Annotated in this window: 20 protein-coding genes; 6 read left to right on the top strand and 14 right to left on the bottom strand. The window is 62.2% G+C overall.

Features of this window, described 5'->3' with window-relative positions:
• Positions 1-39 precede the first annotated feature (39 nt).
• The 4 genes from AC1D1N_RS12010 to pgeF all read right to left on the bottom strand — a co-directional run bounded on the left by AC1D1N_RS12010 (position 40) and on the right by pgeF (position 3,737).
• Entirely contained in the window at positions 40-975 is a 936-nt protein-coding gene (locus AC1D1N_RS12010; RefSeq protein WP_142869247.1) for a ribose-phosphate pyrophosphokinase, read from the bottom strand.
• 159 nt (positions 976-1,134) lie between these two features.
• Positions 1,135-1,737 carry a hypothetical protein gene (locus AC1D1N_RS12005; protein ID WP_436261053.1) on the bottom strand — a complete coding sequence of 201 codons (603 nt, stop codon included), beginning with the start codon at positions 1,735-1,737 and terminating at the stop codon, positions 1,135-1,137.
• A 54-nt stretch (positions 1,738-1,791) separates the two neighbouring features.
• Entirely contained in the window at positions 1,792-2,943 is a 1,152-nt protein-coding gene (locus AC1D1N_RS12000; protein ID WP_142869245.1) for a M24 family metallopeptidase, read from the bottom strand.
• Positions 2,943-3,737, bottom strand: coding sequence for a peptidoglycan editing factor PgeF (gene pgeF, locus AC1D1N_RS11995; RefSeq protein WP_352588480.1), 795 nt, complete (start codon positions 3,735-3,737; stop codon positions 2,943-2,945). Before pgeF ends, AC1D1N_RS12000 begins: the two co-directional genes overlap by 1 nt.
• 151 nt (positions 3,738-3,888) lie before the next feature.
• On the opposite strand from pgeF, the gene AC1D1N_RS11990 reads away from it, so the two are divergent.
• The gene (locus AC1D1N_RS11990) at positions 3,889-4,788 is read left to right on the top strand and encodes a hypothetical protein (protein WP_436261052.1); all 900 of its coding nucleotides are present in this window, start codon (positions 3,889-3,891) and stop codon (positions 4,786-4,788) included.
• A 101-nt stretch (positions 4,789-4,889) separates the two neighbouring features.
• Here AC1D1N_RS11990 and AC1D1N_RS11985 read toward each other — a convergent pair whose 3' ends face one another.
• From AC1D1N_RS11985 to AC1D1N_RS11975, 3 genes are all read right to left on the bottom strand, one after another.
• Complete coding sequence (locus AC1D1N_RS11985; RefSeq protein ID WP_477348701.1) at positions 4,890-5,954, bottom strand: class I SAM-dependent methyltransferase; 1,065 nt, start codon at positions 5,952-5,954, stop codon at positions 4,890-4,892.
• Positions 5,951-6,835: a prolipoprotein diacylglyceryl transferase gene (gene lgt, locus AC1D1N_RS11980; protein WP_477348699.1), complete on the bottom strand. Its 885-nt coding sequence runs from the start codon at positions 6,833-6,835 to the stop codon at positions 5,951-5,953. The genes AC1D1N_RS11985 and lgt overlap by 4 nt, the downstream gene beginning before the upstream one ends.
• A gap of 102 nt (positions 6,836-6,937) precedes the next feature.
• A complete protein-coding gene (locus tag AC1D1N_RS11975; protein WP_436261049.1) occupies positions 6,938-7,177 on the bottom strand; it encodes a BrnA antitoxin family protein in 240 nt (79 codons plus the stop codon).
• 177 nt (positions 7,178-7,354) lie between these two features.
• Between AC1D1N_RS11975 and AC1D1N_RS11970 the strand changes: the two genes are divergently transcribed.
• From AC1D1N_RS11970 to AC1D1N_RS11960, 3 genes are all read left to right on the top strand, one after another.
• A complete protein-coding gene (locus AC1D1N_RS11970) occupies positions 7,355-7,657 on the top strand; it encodes an accessory factor UbiK family protein (protein WP_436261048.1) in 303 nt (100 codons plus the stop codon).
• A 316-nt stretch (positions 7,658-7,973) separates the two neighbouring features.
• Complete coding sequence (locus AC1D1N_RS11965; protein WP_006202532.1) at positions 7,974-8,474, top strand: type III secretion system chaperone family protein; 501 nt, start codon at positions 7,974-7,976, stop codon at positions 8,472-8,474.
• A gap of 19 nt (positions 8,475-8,493) precedes the next feature.
• Entirely contained in the window at positions 8,494-8,853 is a 360-nt protein-coding gene (locus AC1D1N_RS11960) for a tRNA-binding protein (RefSeq protein ID WP_436261047.1), read from the top strand.
• A 6-nt stretch (positions 8,854-8,859) separates the two neighbouring features.
• On the opposite strand, the gene AC1D1N_RS11955 is transcribed toward AC1D1N_RS11960, so the two are convergent.
• Together AC1D1N_RS11955 and AC1D1N_RS11950 are read right to left on the bottom strand one after the other, a co-directional pair.
• Complete coding sequence (locus AC1D1N_RS11955; protein ID WP_436261046.1) at positions 8,860-9,882, bottom strand: glycosyltransferase family 4 protein; 1,023 nt, start codon at positions 9,880-9,882, stop codon at positions 8,860-8,862.
• A 273-nt stretch (positions 9,883-10,155) separates the two neighbouring features.
• Complete coding sequence (locus AC1D1N_RS11950; RefSeq protein ID WP_112561061.1) at positions 10,156-11,571, bottom strand: ATP-binding protein; 1,416 nt, start codon at positions 11,569-11,571, stop codon at positions 10,156-10,158.
• A 59-nt stretch (positions 11,572-11,630) separates the two neighbouring features.
• Here AC1D1N_RS11950 and AC1D1N_RS11945 point away from each other — a divergent pair, with 59 nt between their 5' ends.
• Together AC1D1N_RS11945 and AC1D1N_RS11940 are read left to right on the top strand one after the other, a co-directional pair.
• Positions 11,631-12,011, top strand: coding sequence for a hypothetical protein (locus AC1D1N_RS11945; protein WP_477348696.1), 381 nt, complete (start codon positions 11,631-11,633; stop codon positions 12,009-12,011).
• A 131-nt stretch (positions 12,012-12,142) separates the two neighbouring features.
• A complete protein-coding gene (locus AC1D1N_RS11940; protein ID WP_436261044.1) occupies positions 12,143-12,682 on the top strand; it encodes a hypothetical protein in 540 nt (179 codons plus the stop codon).
• A 21-nt stretch (positions 12,683-12,703) separates the two neighbouring features.
• Here AC1D1N_RS11940 and AC1D1N_RS11935 read toward each other — a convergent pair whose 3' ends face one another.
• The 5 genes from AC1D1N_RS11935 to AC1D1N_RS11915 are packed head-to-tail and all read right to left on the bottom strand — an operon-like array spanning position 12,704 to position 16,199.
• Positions 12,704-13,297: a hypothetical protein gene (locus AC1D1N_RS11935; protein WP_436261043.1), complete on the bottom strand. Its 594-nt coding sequence runs from the start codon at positions 13,295-13,297 to the stop codon at positions 12,704-12,706.
• Positions 13,294-13,893 (bottom strand): L,D-transpeptidase, encoded by a 600-nt coding sequence (locus tag AC1D1N_RS11930; RefSeq protein ID WP_436261042.1) that lies wholly within the window; start codon positions 13,891-13,893, stop codon positions 13,294-13,296. The genes AC1D1N_RS11935 and AC1D1N_RS11930 overlap by 4 nt, the downstream gene beginning before the upstream one ends.
• Entirely contained in the window at positions 13,877-15,040 is a 1,164-nt protein-coding gene (locus AC1D1N_RS11925) for a CpaE/TadZ family protein (RefSeq protein ID WP_436261041.1), read from the bottom strand. Before AC1D1N_RS11925 ends, AC1D1N_RS11930 begins: the two co-directional genes overlap by 17 nt.
• A complete protein-coding gene (locus tag AC1D1N_RS11920; RefSeq protein WP_436261040.1) occupies positions 15,037-15,690 on the bottom strand; it encodes a TadE/TadG family type IV pilus assembly protein in 654 nt (217 codons plus the stop codon). The genes AC1D1N_RS11925 and AC1D1N_RS11920 overlap by 4 nt, the downstream gene beginning before the upstream one ends.
• Complete coding sequence (locus tag AC1D1N_RS11915; RefSeq protein ID WP_436262046.1) at positions 15,675-16,199, bottom strand: TadE/TadG family type IV pilus assembly protein; 525 nt, start codon at positions 16,197-16,199, stop codon at positions 15,675-15,677. The genes AC1D1N_RS11920 and AC1D1N_RS11915 overlap by 16 nt, the downstream gene beginning before the upstream one ends.
• Positions 16,200-16,204: the final 5 nt, after the last annotated feature.

The following is a 16,204-nucleotide window of genomic DNA, read 5'->3' as shown; positions in this document are numbered from 1 at the left end:
CAACAGTGCAGATTACGGGCCGCTAATGTGTGCGTCCGCTTAGTCGAACAGGCTCGACACGGACTCTTCGGTCGCCGTGCGCGAGATCGCCTCGCCCATCAGGTCGGCGATGGAGATGACGCGGATGTTCGGCGCGTCGAGCACGCCCTGCGTCGGCTGGATGGAATCGGTGATCACCAATTCCTGCAGCTTCGAGCCGGCGATACGGGCCACCGCGCCGCCCGACAGCACGCCATGGGTGATGTAGGCAGTGACGCTGGTGGCGCCGTTGGCGAGCAGAGCATCGGCGGCGTTGCACAGCGTGCCGCCGGAATCGACGATGTCGTCGATCAACAGGCAATCCTTGCCGGCAACGGCGCCGATGATGTTCATCACTTCGGATTCACCGGGGCGTTCGCGGCGCTTGTCGACGATGGCCAGTTGGGCGTCGAAACGCTTGGCCAGCGCACGGGCGCGCACCACGCCACCGATATCGGGCGAGACGACGACGACATTGGCAAGCTGCTTGTATTTCGCCTTCACGTCGCGTGCCATCACCGGCACCGAGAACAGATTGTCGGTCGGAATGTCGAAAAAGCCCTGGATCTGGCCGGCATGGAGATCGAGCGTCAAAACGCGGTCGACACCGGCGCGGGTGATCATGTTGGCGACCAGCTTGGCCGAAATGGGCGTACGGCCCGAGGCGCGGCGATCCTGCCTGGCGTAGCCGAAATAGGGGATGACCGCGGTGATGCGCTTGGCCGAGGAGCGCATGAAGGCATCGATCATGATGAGCAGTTCCATCAGATGATCGTTGGTCGGAAACGAGGTCGACTGCAGGATGAAGACATCCTCGCCGCGTACGTTTTCCTGGATTTCGACGAAGATTTCCTGATCGGCGAAGCGTCTGACGCTGGCCTTTCCCAACGGGACGTTGAGATAGCGGGCGACCGCTTCGGCCAGCACCCGGTTGGAATTGCCCGCGAAAAGCTTCATGCACCGTTCCTGGCGAAGGATGGAGAGGCGCGACAGACTCTCGAAAGCCTCTTAACCGGGCTTTTAGCGAGCCGTGCCGGTATTGCAAGCCTCGTCAACCGGATTCCGCCGGCTAATCTCAAAAACGTCAACGCGTGACGAATAGCGGTAACAGGCGGATCAGCCGGCGCTGCTGCCGAGCCAGGCCGCGAACTGGTCGATCGTCTGGTCGGCGATTGCCTGCATGGTAGCGGGGGGGACGGCGGGCCAGCCTTCGGCGCCACTGACTGAGGCCGCCTTCTGCTGGCCGTTGATGCGGTGCAGCCGGTTGCCGGCGGGGTCATAGACGTCCCAGACATAGATGACGGTGGTGTCCTTGCCTTCCGTCATGGTCGAGAAGTAGCCCTTCAGCACATGGGTGGCTGTCTGATCGGTGCTGCCGGCAAGGGTGATGCCGCGCTGCCTGGCGCGGGTCTGGAGTTCGGCTGTCAGCGGCGTTGCCGCTTCCACCGAGGCGCCGACGATCGGCGCGATCTGCAGCCGCGTCTTCGACAGGGCGGCGGCGCTCTGCGCGGGATTGGCGGGTGTTGTGGCGCCGACGGCCGGCGGCGAGGGCGTGCCAGCTGGCGCGGTGCCTGGGGTTGCCGACGGAGGCTGGGCCGGTTGGGCAGAGGCTGCCGGCGGCGTGATGGCGGACGGTTCGAGGACGTCCTTGGCGTTGGTGCAACCGGCCAGCACAAGCGCTGCGAGCAATGACACGGTCGTCACACGCGATCGTCTCATCTGCCCGAAACTCCTTAGCCGTGAACGCGCCCGCGTGGACCAGCCATTATGGATTCACTGTACGATCAAGTCGAGATCATGGCGCGAAAGCGGCTTCGGCTGGGATTCGGTGGTCAGGTAGGTGCGGCCAAGCGTCATGGCCGTCTCGGTTTCGGAGTCCATGATGATCATATGCGCGAACAGCGTCATGTTGGGCGCGATCGGCTCGGGATTCCCCTGGTAGAACATCGGCATGTCCATCCAGGACGGGGTGAAGCGGGCGCCGACCGAGTAGCCGCAGGCGTTGAGCCGGTGCTTGGTCAAATTATGCGCTTCCAGCGTGCGGGCATGGGCGTCGAAGACGTCGCCGAAGGTGTTGCCCGGCGTCATCGCCTTCTCGACCGCCAGCAGGGCGGCGCGGGCGGCGTCGAACAGCTCCTGATGGCGCTTCGACACCTTGCCGGTCAGCACGGTGCGCATCATTGGGGCGTGATAGTGGTGGAAGACGCCGGCCCATTCGAGCGTCAGCTGGTCGTTCTTGGTCAGTTTGCGGCGCCCGGCCTTGTAGCGGCAGAGCAGTGCGTCGACGCCCGAGCCGATGATGAATTCATTGGCCGGATAGTCGCCGCCGCCGGCAAAGACCGCGCCCTGCATGGCGGCAAGGATTAGCGCCTCATCGCCGCCCTGCTTGATCAGCGGCAGGGCCGCGTCGAGCGCGTCATCGGATAGATTGGCGGCCTTTTCGGCCTTGGCGATTTCGGCCGGGCTCTTGAACAGGCGCAGACGGCCGACAATGCCGGAGGCGTCGGCGATCTGGCCAAAGGTCTGCAACTGCTCGTCGACGCGGCGGCCATTGAAGGCGGTCAGGCCATGGGTGTCGTATTCGACGCCGATGCGGGCGCCGAGCAGATTGAGGTCGTTGAGCAGGTTGCGCAGGTCGATCGCCGGGTTGGCGCCGTCGCGGTCGGTCCACAGGACGATCTTGTCGATGATCGAGGTGTGGCGCGCCTGGCGCAGATCGGCCGACCGGGTCAAAAGCACCATCGAGCCATCGGCCTTTACCACCAGGCACTGGAAGAAGCAGAAGCCGAACGTGTCGTAGCCGGTCAGCCAGTACATGCTCTCCTGGGCGAAGAGCAGCACTGCGTCGAGCTTCTTCTCGGTCATCTCGATCATCAGCCGGTCACGCCGGGCGTCAAACTCGGAGCGTTCGAAATGCAGCGCCATTATTCATTCTCCAAAACAATTGCCGAAACCTGCCGACCGTAGTCCGGTTCCTTGCGATGCGTGGTGCGCCGGTAGGAATAGAAGAGATCCTCCTCGGCATAAGTACAGCGGCCAAGCCCCTCGGCGATCACGCCAGCCTTTTTCAGCCGGTCGACCGTATAGAGGTTGAGGTCGAACATCGCATGCCCCGGATTGGCCGAAGGGATGAAATAGCTGATGTTTTCGGCATCGGCTTCGACAAAACGGGCGACGAATTCCGGCCCGACTTCGTAGTTTTCAGGACCGATGGAAGGGCCGAGAACCGCAACGATGCGCTCGCGGCGGGCGCCGAGGCTTTCCATCGCGGCAATAGTGTTTTCAAGCACGCCGGTGAAAGCGCCCTTCCAGCCGGCATGCGCCGCGCCGATGACGCGCGCCTCTGCATCGGCAAACAGCACCGGGCCGCAATCGGCTGTCGAGGCGCCGATGGCGATGCCCGGCCGGTCGGTGACGACGGCGTCGGCCTTGGGCCGTGGACCGGGGAAGGGTTCGTTCACGATGACGACGTCGGGCGAGTGAACCTGATGCGCAGTCAAGAGATGGCTGGCCGGCACGCCCATCCAGGCAGCGACGCGGCGGCGGTTCTCGGCGACCAGCGTCTGGTCGTCATCCGAGCCGGTGCCGATGTTGAGCCCTTGGTAGATGCCGCTGGAGACACCGCCGATACGGGTGAAGTAGCCATGGCGGATGCCTCGCGGCTTCGCCGCTTCCAGCAGCGGCGAGCGAACAGGATCCGGTTTGGTCTGATTCAGCATGGATGGGTTTGTTGTCCGCGCCAGCGCTTTCGTCAAGGCGAAGTTCGGCCAAGCCAATGCGGCAGCCATGCCGCATTGGCTCCGAGTTGGCGAAAAGCGGGCATTCGACTATAGGCAATGGCCAGACAATTTCCGGGGCGGGCGAAAGTGCATGGGCTGGAATCCAGTCAAAAGCCTGATCCGACAGATCCACCGAAATCGGCAGGTGCGCAAGGCGAAGGATTTTCGCAACGCGCTGGTGAAAGGCTATTTCCGCTCACGCAATGCAGCGTCGGGGGCGGAATTTGCCGAAGAGTTGCGGCGAACCGGCGCGCGGCATTTTTGCTTCTCCATCGCCTACAACACGCCCTGGGTCATCGATGCGCTGACCAAGGCATGGCTGACCTATTCGAGCGGGATGACGCTGGCGGTCATCGACAATTCGTCCAAGCCCGCGGCGCGGCAGGCGATCGAGGCCATCTGCCGGCGGCGCGGCATTGCTTATTTCGGCTTGCCGCGAAATCCCGAGTGGAATCCGAACCGGTCGCACGGCATTTCGATGAACTGGGTTTTTCATAACATCGTGCGCCCGCTGCGGCCCGACCTGTTCGGCTTTCTCGACCATGACTGCTTTCCGGTGGTTGCCCTCGATATAGCCACACGCATGGCGGGCACGGACGCCTACGGCACCAAATACCCCGCCAAAAGAGGCCATGAAGGTTGGTATTTCTGGGCGGGGCTTTGCTTCTTTCGCTTTTCCGTCGTCGAGGACCTTGAGCTCGATTTCACGCCGCGCTTCGACACCGGGCTCGATACTGGCGGCGGCAACTGGCCGATGCTGCGCGACAGGCTCGACGACAGCAATATCGTCAATGCCGAAAAGACCACGATCAGCCTGAAGCTCGGCGGCATCGAGGCCGACCATCGCATGATGGACAACAGCTTCTTTCATGTCGGCGGCGCTTCGTATCGCGGCCTGATCAGCACGCGGCACTATCGCCGGCTGATGTGCGATCATGTCTGGGAGACCTACCTTGGCGGTGTGTCGGAGCGGCTTGTAAACGACCTCTAGAGCGTTTCATCGTTTCACGGAAACGGCGAACCGCTCTATCTCTTTGTGTTGACGCAATTCCGGACGAAAAACCGCTCACACTTTTCCTGGAATTGCTCTTGTCAGCCTGGCTGGTGCGGCAGGATTTTCAGGACCTTGAACAGCGTACCCATGGCGTCGGGGCCGGCCAGGCGCTCGACGGCGTCGGTAATGGTTTGTTTTGCCTCGTCGCTTGCCTGGCTACCCAGCAGGCCGGCCCGCTCGAGCAAACCCATGGAAAGCAGGAAGTCGCCCTGCGTGGTCAATTCCACATCGAGGCCATGCGCCCGCACGACAGCGGCCAGCGCTGCGAAGTCGACATGGGCGGTGAGATCGGCTTCACCGGGATTGGCCAGCACGTCTTCGGGAGCGTGCTTGCGCACGGCCTGCAACGTGTCGCCTAAACCGGGCTGGAGATGGCCGTAGTCAGGGAATAACCCGGCGCCGCCGTAGCCGGCTATGTATTCGGCAATGGCCGCCATCAGCGCCGCGCGGGCCGGTGCTGCTTCGAAAATAGAACCTTGCGGCGCCTCGACGGCATTGTCCGGCAGCAGCGTTGGCTCGACAGAACCGGCGCCGGCGAAGAAGCTCAGTTCGTCACTGTCATCGAGGCCGACCATCCGTTCGCGCCAACCGGCGCCGGCGCGGATGAACTGGCGGATCGGCACGGCGTCGAACAATTCGTTGCCGACGATCAGCAGCGGCGCTTGCGGCAGGGTGGTGATGGTTTCGTGCCAGCCGACCTCAGCCGAACTTCCGGCAAGCGTCTGTTTCTGGATTTCGGTCAGCCGCGGGCTGGTCTCGATCAGAGCGAACGATGCGCCTTTGGCGAGCGCAGGGTCGAGCCGCGCCAGAGTGCGCAGCATGTCCTTCATCAGCGTGCCGCGTCCCGGGCCGATCTCCGCGACGGTCACCGGCAGCGGCCGGCCGATTGCCAGCCAGGCCTGATACAGCCAAACAGTGACGAGCTCGCCGAACATCTGGCTGATCTCCGGCGCGGTGACGAAGTCGCCGGCGGCGCCGAACGGTTCGCGCGTGGTGTAATAGCCGTCGCTCGGATCGAACAGGCAGAGCGCCATGTATTCGTTGACGGGAAGGGGGCCTAGCGCACCGATCAGGTCGACGATGCGGGTTTTCAGCCGTGTCATGCCGGCTGTGGCTGCGGCACCGGCCTCGCGGTGGCCATCGCCCAGATGCCGGCGAGCACCATCGGCAGCGACAGCACCATGCCCATGGTGAGCCAGCCGCCGAAGAGATAGCCGAGCTGCTGGTCGGGCTCGCGGAAGAACTCGACGAAGATGCGCGACAGCCCGTAGCCGCAGATGAAGGCGCCGCCGACGAAGCGCGGTGTCTTCAGCTTCAGCCGCGAATGGGTGAGGAAGCGCAGGACCAGGAACAGCACCAGGCCCTCAAGCAAGGCCTCGTAGAGCTGGCTCGGATGGCGCGGTTCGAGGCCAGCGACGCAGCCCGCCACCGTCTGCTGGAGGCGCTCGTTGCAAAAGACGACGCCCCACGACACATCAGTCACGCGACCCCACAGTTCCGCATTGACGAAGTTGGCAATGCGGACGAGACCGAGACCGACCGGCACGCCGGCCGCGACGACGTCGAACAGCGACCAGGTGCGGATACCGCGCTTGATGGAAAACAGCGTCATGGCGAGGATGACGCCGAGCAAACCGCCATGGAACGACATGCCGCCCTGCCAGATGGCGAAGATGTCAAGCGGGTGGTCGATGTAGCGCTTGAGATCGTAGAACAGCACATAGCCGGTGCGTCCGCCGAGCACGACGCCGACGGCGGCCCAGACGATGAAATCGTCGAGATCGATCGGTTTCATCGGCAAGACGCCGTCCGGCCACAGCCTGGTGTTGGTGACCAGCCGCTTGGCGTACCACCAGGCGAACAGGATGCCGACGATGTAGCCAATGCCGTACCAATGCACCGCCAGCGGACCGATCTGGACCAGGATCGGGTCGATGTTGGGGAAGGGCAGCGACGCCATCGGCAGCAGGAAATAGTCGTTCAACAGGGTCTCCCGGAAGGGCTCGCGTTCGGGCGCGGACCATGCGGCAGGGTTTTGGCGGGGTCAAGGCAAGGTGGTGGTTGCCTTGGCCCGCAGATGGGAGGCTCAATCCTGCGGCTTGCCGGCGACCAATTGCCTTAGGGCGTCGTTGATCCTGTCCTGCCAGCCGGGACCATCTTCCTGAAAGTGGTCCAGCACTGCCCGATCGATCCTGATCGAAACAAGCTCCCTGACGTTTGGTGCGGTCGAAGGTTCGCGAATTGGTGGCGCCGGTTTTTTGATCGGCTTGAAGGCTGCTTCTGCGGCTTCCATCGGATTTATCGGTCGGCGCGGGGGTGATGCCATTGGTTGATCCTTGATCAGAGCGACTGGACGCAGGTCGACTTGAAAGCACTACAATAGGCGACGTCGCGCCATCACGTACAGGGCTGGGCAGCCGAGGTGCGATGCCGCAGCCATCGCAACGTTCTTGCATTCCGCACACGGCGCCATTACCTCAATTCGACCAAGCGAGGATTTGCCATGTCGACCGGACCGAACCGCATTCTCGATGAATTCGCCAAGCTGATGACCGATGCCGCGGGTGCCGCGCAAGGCGTGCGCCGCGAGGTCGAGACTGCCTTCAAGGGGCAGGCCGAGCGCATCCTCAACACCATGGACGTGGTGCAGCGCGAGGAGTTCGAGGCCGCCCGCGACATGGCGGCCAAGGCCCGGGAAGAAAACACCAGACTTGCCGCGCGCATCGATGCGCTCGAGGCCAGGCTTGCCGAATTGACCGATCAGGCCGCACCTGCGGCGGCGGCAAAGCCCAAAGCAAAAAAATAATCTTTAAACTTTTCCACAAAGCGCAATCCGAAAAAGTGCTTTGCCGTGAATCGTTTACCGGCGATGCATGAATCTTTGTGACAGCGCCTTTCCACATGCGGATGACGCAGTGCGAAAAATTAGGCTGTTCACGCGACTCCCGATCAATAGACTGAATTTGTTGCATGATTCGGAGCAGGGTCATGCGGCCGGGCGGTGGGGTCCGGTCCGGGGTCTTTGTGTCGTGAAGTCCTGGCCGTCCGAGTTCTAGACAAGATTGTTCGTCGTGTGTGCCCCGCGGAGCGTGCGGCGCTCCCCTGAACACAGGAAGCATTCCATGGAACTTCTCGAACTCGAATTCTCCCGCGAAATCCATCCGGTGGATGTCATCGAGCAGGTGGCCCATAACAATGACTGGTCCTTTGAGCGGGCCGGCGATGACGAAATCTCGATCTCGGTCGCCGGCAGTTGGACCGACTATCACGTCTCTTTCTCGTGGATGGAGGATTTCGAGGCGCTGCATCTGGCCTGCGCGTTCGACATCAAGGTGCCGGAAGCCCGTGCGTTGGAAGTGATGCGGCTGTTGTCGCTGATCAACGAGCAGATGCTGTTTGGCCATTTCGACCTGTGGGAGCAGGAGGGCGCGATCATGTTTCGCCAGTCGCTGCTGCTCGCCGGCGGGGTCGAGCCGTCGAGCCAGCAGGTCGAGGTGCTTTTGTCGTCGGCGCTGGAAGCCTGCGAATGCTATTTTCAGGCCTTCCAGTTCGTCGTCTGGTCGGGAACCTCGGCCAAGGATGCGCTGGCCGGCGTCCTGTTTGAGACCTACGGTAACGCCTGATCGTCGCTAAGAAAAGAAGATGAGTTCGAGCAGCGCGCGCAAGCCCGAGATCAGCTTTGCCGATTTCGATCGTATCGACATCCGTGCCGGCACCATTGTCGAGGCTGAGCCTTTCCCTGAAGCGCGCAAGCCCGCGTTCAAGCTGAAGATCGATTTCGGCCCCGATATCGGCGTGAAGAAATCCTCGGCGCAGATCACCAAATATTATGCGCCGGGAACGCTGATCGGCCGGCAGGTGTTTGCGGTGGTGAATTTCCCGCCGCGCCAGATCGGTCCGTTCATGTCCGAAGTGCTGACGCTCGGCTTTCCCGACGAAGAGGGCGCCGTGGTGCTGGGCGCCATCGAGCGCAAGGTGCCGGACGGCGGGCGCTTGTTCTAACTGCCCCTAGGCGGCAAGCTTCCGCTTGGTGCCAAGCGCCTCTTCGACCGTGTCCATGAACATTTTGGCGCAGGCTTTCCAGCTGTAACGCATGGCGCGTTCGCGCGCCTCGGCGCGGTCGACGTTTAGCGCGGCGAGCGCGGCCTCGCGCAGATCGGTCGACACCGCCCCGCCGATGCCGTCGCCGACGATGTCGATCGGCCCGGTGACCGGATAGGCGGCGACCGGCGTGCCGCTGGCCAGCGCCTCGATGATGACGTTGCCGAACGTGTCGGTGCGGCTCGGGAAAACGAAGACATCGGCAGAGGCGTAGATTTCCGCCAGTTCGTCGTTCGGACGGTGGCCAAGGAAGTGCGCCTGCGGGTACTTCGCCTTGAGCTTGGCCAGTTCCGGCCCCTCGCCGACGATGACCTTGCTGCCGGGGAGATCGAGATCGAGGAAGGCGCTCAGGTTCTTTTCAATGGCGACACGGCCGACGCACAGGAACACCGGGCCGGGAAAGCCGAGGTCCTTCTTCTTGTCCGGGCGGAAATGGTCGGTGTCGACGCCGCGCGTCCATGGCCGCAGCTTGTTGAAGCCGCGCGCGGCGAGATCGTCGGCCAGCGACTGTGTGGCAACCAGCGTGCCTTGTCCGGAATTGTGGAAATCGCGCAGCCAGCGGTAGGCCCAGCTCTCCGGCACCGGCAGGCGGGCGCTGAGATATTCGGGAAAGCGGGTGTGATAGCTGGTGGTGAAAGGACGGCCGGCGTTGCGGCAATAGCGCCGCGCCATGATGCCGAGCGGTCCCTCGGTGACGATGTGGATGTGGTCGGCCTTGCGCTGATCGATCAACCGCGCGACGTTGCCGGGCGTGGTCAGTGCCAGCCGGATGTCGGGATAGGTCGGCAAGGGCAAGGTGCGAAAGATGTTCGGGGTTAGGAAGTCGACCTCGACATCAAAGGATTTCAGCGTTTCGGTAAGCCGCTCCAGCGTATGGACGACGCCGTTGACTTGAGGGCGCCAGGCGTCGGTGACCATCAGGATGCGCATGGCGGTCCTTTGCTTGGATCGACGGTTGCCTTGATGCGATGGCGGAACGGCACCCACACGGCGGCCCTCGCTTCGCTCCAGCGCACCCGGGCGGGCACGATTTCGAAGTGAGGCGGCTGAGCCGAATCAACTGAGGTCGCGCGCTTCATGCGCGCTCTTGACCATGATTTCATGACGGGCGGATGAAGGCGGTTTTTGGCTGAGCCTGATCTCTGGACAAACGGTTCCCGTTTGTTCGAGGAACCGGTTCCCATTTTTCGGGATCATGCCTCGTCAGGCAGGAACCTTGATCACCGCCCGCAGGCCGCCGAGCGGGCTGTCGTCCAGCGTGATGTCGCCGCCATGGCTGCGGGCGATGTCGCGGGCGATGGAGAGGCCAAGACCGGTGCCGCTGGCGTCGAGGTTGCGAGCTTCGTCAAGCCGCAAGAACGGCTTGAACACGTCCTCGCGCTTTTCGGGAGGGATGCCCGGACCGTCGTCGTCGATGGTGACGACAAGCGAACCACGGCCGTGATTGGCGCTGATCTCCACGGTCTTGGCATAGCGCAAGGCATTGCCGGCGACATTGGACAACAGCCGGGCGAAAGCGTGCGGGCGCACATGCACGTCCGGATCGCCGGCGAGCACCGTCGACAGCTTGCGCTTGTGCAGCGACGCCTCCTCGCCGAGCTTCTGGAAATAGGCCTCGAGATCGAAATGGCCGGCATCTTCCGACGCTTCGCCGCGGGCAAAGGCGATATAACCTTCCAGCATCGACTGCATGTCGTCGATGTCCTGGTTGAGCGCCGCCTTGGTCTCGGGCTTGCCGCCGGCCAGCGCCAGCTGCAGCTTGAAGCGAGTGAGGATGGTTCTGAGATCGTGGCTGACGCCGGTCAGCATGGCGGTGCGCTGTTCGAGCTGCCGTTCGATGCGCTCGCGCATCTGGATGAAGGCAAAGCCGGCGCGGCGAACCTCCTCGGCGCCACGGGGGCGAAAATCGCGCGGCATCGGCCGGCCCTTGCCGAAGCTTTCGGCGGCCTCGGCCAGCATCAGGATCGGCCGGATCTGGTTGCGCAGGAAGGGGATGGCGATCGTCAAAAGCACCAGCGAGGTGCCGACCATCCAGATCAGGAAGATGTGGGTGTTGGAGGCATAGGCCTGGCTGCGGCGCACGAAGACGCGCAGCACCTTGCCCTCAAGCTGGATGCGCACCTCGACGATGTTGGAATTGCCGACGGTGTCGATCCAGAACGGGCGGTTGATCTGGCGGGTGATCTCGGTGGAAAGGACGTCGTCCAGGATCGAGAAGAAGGGCTTGGGACCTGGCGCCGGCAGTGGGTCGGGCGGCAGGAGGTCGACCTTCAGCTGCATGCGGTCCTGCGCGATGCGGATGATGTTGGCGTAGTCGCCGTCGTGCGGATAGGTCTCGATCATGTCGATGATGGCGGCGATGTCGCGCACGGTGGCCTGCGACAGGCGCTGCGTCACGGTTGCCCAGTGGCGTTCCATGAAGTCAAAGGCGACCACCGATTGCAGAAGGATCATCGGCGCGATGACGATGATCAGCGAGCGGGCATAAAGCCGCTTCGGCATATAGAGCGCGACCAGGCGCCAGAACCGGTTCCAGGCGCGCGGCATGGCTTTCAGCGCGCGCAATATGCGCGTGCCGAAGCCGCCTTGTTCCGGCCGTTCCAGTTGCGTGGTCGCCATGTGTCCTTCCGCTGGTCGCTCGTCGATGGCACTCGTCTATGGCCAAACGGCGACCGTCGGTGGCATTCTATTCCACGCCGAGCCGTTCTGGAACAGCCGTGGCATGGCGGCCGGCGACCAGCAGGCACGGAATCGCAAGTATTGTGATCAAGGGTTCACCGGCGCGTTGCGTTGGAACCACTTCGCAGATTGAGCGTTACGAGCGGATGGTCAGACAATTTGCCTACGCCCTTATCTTCGTCCAGGTATCCATGGCGACCGCGCTGGCTACACAGGTATTCCTATCGACCGCCGAGGAAGCCCGGAGCTCAGAACTCTCGCTGGCGCCGGCGCCAGGCGAAGAGGGATGCGCCAAGGCGATGTGGCCCAATATTCCGGAACGATGTCTGCAACGGGTCGAGCCGAAGGTGGTGACGCTCGTGCTCAGCCAAAACAACTGATGGCGAATGGCTCTTTCTGATATGCAGGCTGCCATTCGCAACTGGCTGCGCTGCCGAAGGACCAACGGCGCTCCGTTAAGCCTCGGTCAATCTCTGCAATCTATCTTGAAGGCCAGATTGTTGAGGGTGACATGAAGCGCAAGTCGACAATGCTCTTTGCCTTCCCAGCTTTGGTCCTGCTGATTCTGGCAGGGGAGCGCATGGCGACCTTCTTGCTGGGAGCATATCCGGCCAGTCCCACAATGTGGCGTATTTGGCTTGAACTAAGGCCGCTGTCGACCATGTTCTGGCAACAGATCGATCTCTTTCTGGGGGCGTCGATGGTTCTTGATGCCTCTATCCTGGGCGCCGCGTCGATCGTTTGCTGGATGGCGTGCCGCACAAGAAAGTCGGCTGCCTTCTACTTCCTTGCAAATCACATCGCCCTGCTTTTTGCCGGGTTGATGATCGCCGTCACCAGCCATTCCGAAACAGCGAGCGCGATCGCCTCGTTCACGGTACCCGGGGGTCTTCCATTCTCGCTAATGGTCGATTTCACCCTGAAGAACAGCCTTGTGCTGTTTCTGGGTGTGACAGCATGCGCCTATTGTCATGTTGCCTTCCTCAGCGAAACCCGACAGCGGTCAGAAGCGCTGGCCATGAGACTTGTTGCTCTGCAGCGGGATCTCTAGGCCAGCCCTGCGTTTCAAGCGCTAGTTGATCTTTCTGTAGTAAACCTTGCCGTCGGCCTGCTGTATGCGCTGGTAGTTGGGGCTTGGGGCAGGCGCTGCCGCTGCGATCCGCCTTTTCGGAGCACGCGGCGCATCGACAACGCTGGGCTCGGTTGCGCCTTCACCATCGAGAACGGCAGGTGCCTCCGCCATGCTGCTGGTCGTGTCGACGGAAGGTTCCGCTGCGCTCGACATGATTTCGTCACCGGCAAGAGGCTGGTTCTGTTCCAGCCGGGCTATGCTCCTGTTGATCTCACCAAAGCTGCTCTGCAGTTGACTGTCCAGTTTTTCAAATCGGCTCTGAAAACCGTTGTTGACCGTATCCAGCCGACTCCCGATTCTTTGTTCGAAGGTTCCGAGTTGTTGCAGGCGCCCTTCCAGAAAGCGCATATCGCTGATGCCGCGGTAGAGATAAACGGCGGCTATTATGTTCACCAGGGTGATCAGGGACGTGCCGATGATGACCGCGCCGATCATGCTTTTGTCGCTCGGTTTCCCAACGACAGCCTGCTCTTCAACGCGGGTTGCTGTCCCAATCTCGATTGCCGGCATGTCCGGTTCGCTGATCATCGTCATTGAACCACCACCTTTGCGCCGATCGCGACGCGTTTGAAGAGATCGATCACATCGGTGTTGGTAAGGCGAAAACACCCCGATGTTCCGTCGAAGCCAACCCCTGACGGATCGTTGGTTCCGTGTATCCGATAGAGCGTGTCACGCCCGTCCCGAAGCAGATAGAGCGCCCGGGCGCCGAGTGGATTGTAGGGACCGGCAGGCACCATTTGCGGCAGCTCCGGCTGGCGAGCGCGCATTTCGCGGGGTGGGCGCCATTCCGGCCATTCGGTCTTGGCCCCCACCTTGACGACCCCGGTCCAGCCAAATCCGTCGCGGCCGACGCTGATCTGATAGCGAAGCGCCTGGCCTTGTCGGGTCACCAGATAAAGCGCTTTCTCGCCCTTGCGGATAACGATCGTTCCGGGTTGTTCCGTGGTCTCGAAGGCGACAGTCTTGCGCAGGCTGGGGCCCATTGCTGGCAGCGGCGGCCGATCCGCAAGTGCCGATCGCGCGCTGGCGAAATCCTGGACCGACATCGCCAGCACCATGGCCATGACGCAGGCCAATCCCGGGCCAACCCGATTCCTACCTGGCCGATACCTATTTGGCAGCGTCATCGAGCCGCTCTTTGAACATCCGCTTCAGGTCCTTGTTGAAGCGCGCACGCCCATCCACCTCTGCAGGCAAGATAGCACGGTTCAAGGCATCGGTCAGAAGCGCATTGTCCAGCGCGACCGATTTGATGTGCGGCGCCTTGAAAATCTTTTCCAGTTCGCTGCGCGAAAAGTGGTTTCCGAACCATTTGCGCTTGTGCTTGTTGGCGACCAGCGTGATGCTTACAGCATTGCCTCGCAATTCACGGATCTTCTTGTAGAGCCGCTTGCCTTGCCGCAGCGAGGCGACGTTGAGTTCGAAGACGATGAAGATCTCATCGCTCGTCGACAGCACGGAATTGTGCCATGGCGTCTCGATGTTCGGCAGGTCGATGACGATGTCGTCGAACCGGTAGGCGACGAGGTCCAGCAGACGAAACACGAAATCGGCGCCCTGCGGCTCGAAAGGCAATTGCGGCCTCTCGAAGGAATAGAGTGTCAGCCCGGACGGACGCGAGAGCTTGATGACATCCATCAGCTCAACGTCGAGCCTCTCCGGCTGGCCGATGATGCCACCAAGGTCGAACTGGTTGAACTGGTTGAGATAGGCGCCGCAATTGGCGCTCTGGAAATCGAGGTCGACCAGGCAGGTGGAAGCCCCGCGTTCTGTCGATTTCGACGCCAGGAATTCGGCCGCCGACAGAGCGAGCGTCGTCGCGCCGGCGCCGCCGCTGGCGCTGATGAAGGTGATGATGCGGCTCTTGGTGCCTTGGTTGCCGGTGTCGTGGAAGGTCACTGCGTTCAGCAGTTCCTTGCCGTCGAGCGGCTTGTGCAGCCAGTCCGAAGCGTTCATGCGCACCAGCACGCGCGTCTGCTCCGGCGACAGTTCGTCGGAGACCGCGATCAGCGGCACGGCCGCCCATTTTGAGCGCGCCTCGACAATGCCGGGCTGGCCGAGCAACTCGCCATGGCCAAAGTCAAGGATGACGATGCCCGGCCGCGTGTCGGCAGGCGGCCCGTTGAGAAAGTCGCCCGTATCGGAAATCCTGACATCATAGATTGCTAGCGCCTCTAGCCGGGTGGCGACATCGCGCTTGAAATTCGGATCGGACGAGAACAGGGCAACCTGCTTTCGTTTAGTCGGGAGAACTCTCGTGTCGATTGCGTTCATGGGAACGTACTCTTCAAGTCTTCGCCCGTGACCGTACTGAGCATGGAGGGCATGGTTTTGTTTGCGTACCCAAGCAGTCCTTGCAGGAAGAAGAACTGGAAAGTTACGTTCTGGAGGTTGACGGTGATTGTCGGCACCGGCCCGCCTAGCCGGGTCTGGTAACCTAGGCCGGTGGCGGCGTAGGTAATGACAACATTGCTTCGTTGCAGGCCCGGGAAGAAATGGCACATGCCGGCTCGCTGGTCGGCGGCCAGATCGGGACAGGCGTCGTCATTGGTGTTTGCGGTGTCACCGCGAAAGATGCGGCTGAAATTGGCGGCGCTGAAGCCGCCGCTGTTGCTGCAAGCGCCGGTGCCGGCAGTGTATGTGCAGACGAAGGGACCATAGGCGCCCGCGACAATCGGGGCGCCCGGAGACGAGGTCGGGCCGGCAGCTGTGAGGTTGGTTGCAACCGGATCCGATATCGACGCCAGCCGGGCGCCGATCTGCACGGCTTTGGTCGCGGCATTCCATTGATAGAAGGCGTAGCCGAAGTCGACGAAGCCCAGCGTCAGCGTAAACAGCAGGGTCGAGACGATGGCCATTTCCACCATCGTTGAGCCGTCTTCTGATTTTGCAAAGCGCCTAATCATGTTCAGAACCGTGTCCACCGCTCTTCATGAAAGCCACTCAGCGTCATTGGGCTGATGCCGAGCAGCGACAGCATGCCGACGCCGGCGTAGGCATAGGTGCCAGCAGCCCTGACGATGCAGACCTGCGCAGTGGTGGAGCGATATTGGGTGACGCCGGCAACCACGGTGTCCTGGCAAGAGCCGCTGGCCGCGATGGTTACGGTCACATTAGCCTTTTGCCAGCCAGCAACTCGCGCGTTGCCGGTCCCCGCCGCATTGCCGAACACGGCGATGTTGGCGGCGATATCGGCGCAATTGATCGCCAGCCCGGCACTGGTATACAGCGCGCTGTTGCAGCGTGCCGCAAAGCGAGCCCCATCCGAAAGCCCGGCTTCCATCAGCAGCTTCCGGTGAATCAGATTGCCGAACTCGAACACGCCCGCAGACAAGAGCAGCATCAAAGGCGCGATCAGAGCCATCTCTACGAGTGCCATGCCGCGCTCGTCGAGGCGAAAGCGATTCAGGATACGGGACAGCCTTCTCAACATCGCCG

It is taken from the genome of Mesorhizobium sp. P2_B5 (assembly GCF_056404775.1).
Note: the sequence above shows the minus strand (reverse complement) of the source record. Positions and strands in the feature narration are given on the sequence as shown.